This window comes from Vibrio sp. 070316B (genome assembly GCF_013114115.1).
GTDB lineage: Bacteria > Pseudomonadota > Gammaproteobacteria > Enterobacterales > Vibrionaceae > Vibrio > Vibrio chagasii_B.
In genome coordinates this window covers 1-923 of record NZ_VTYC01000078.1, presented here as the reverse complement: position 1 = coordinate 923, position 923 = coordinate 1, and the positions used below count along the sequence as shown (strand labels likewise).

The 923-nt window shown below is 41.1% G+C and carries 1 protein-coding gene and 1 pseudogene; both read left to right on the top strand.

All coding sequences use genetic code 11. The annotated features are described in order from the left end of the window. Positions 1 to 521: pseudogene (locus tag F0251_RS24750) on the top strand (toxin); the annotation flags it as partial. A gap of 145 nt (positions 522 to 666) precedes the next feature. Beyond that, positions 667 to 912 carry a hypothetical protein gene (locus F0251_RS24745; RefSeq protein WP_171731987.1) on the top strand — a complete coding sequence of 82 codons (246 nt, stop codon included), beginning with the start codon at positions 667 to 669 and terminating at the stop codon, positions 910 to 912. The last annotated feature ends 11 nt before the right edge of the window (positions 913 to 923 follow it).

The following is a 923-nucleotide window of genomic DNA, read 5'->3' as shown; positions in this document are numbered from 1 at the left end:
TTTTCCTACTATCCATATTCTGTTTCGGGTACATAATTTATGACTTATCCAATCGTTTTTTTGAAACTACTGAGACGGTGGAGGAAGCGAGACAAACAACGTCTTCAACTGCCGTTCCTAAGCAAAATCAAACACAACCTAGCAAAGATACTCAAGCTTCTGGGGATGTACGTTCTAGTCGGGATAGCAGTAAAGGTAATCACAAAAATGATGTTGCTCATGTTCCTATAGCCGAGGTGCTACCGTTTGAGGGCATCAAGAAAGCTTTTGTCACGGGTGTGAATTTCGCGATCAAAAATGGCACGATTGAAAGGCATGTTAGCATTGAGGTGGAAGCTCTTGATGGCTTCTACTCGGTAAACGAAAGCTTCCTAAAAGCTTACGACATTACGTTTGACCGCATTGATGATTGCTTGTTGAAGCTAAACAGAGGCGAGCTAACGAAGTTAATAACATGCAAGCCCTACTCAGCTGCGGTTGCTTTGCCAGAAGTAAGACAAGCGGAAGTAAGTTTGTTTTAGTCAATCGTCTAATGCTATCAAAACACGAACCGGCAATCGGATCGATAGTGTAAAAATGCTATCAAATCCGTACATTTAGCCAGGAACAAACCTCAAAAAATGCTATCATAATTAAACCAGGACAAACCGACATTAAGGAAAAATGATGGCTATTACTATTCGAGATACTGAGAAGCATGAAGAAATGCTATCCAAGCTAAAAGAATTGACGAAGACATCGACCATGTCCAAAGCTTTAGTTCAAGGTGGCTATGACGCACTTAAGTATCAAGAGTTGTATCACAAAGAACGAATACTAAATGAGAAGCTAAAGCGGAAGCTCTACGATAATGAGCTTGCGGTAAATGACTACCTTGATGCTTTGAAAGGATTACAGTCTGTCGTTGAATAGCCCCGCAGGGA

Coding starts and splice junctions, on each gene's coding strand:
- F0251_RS24745 (WP_171731987.1), top strand. CDS start 667: ATGGCTATTACTATTCGAGATACTGAGAAGCATGAAGAAATGCTATCC.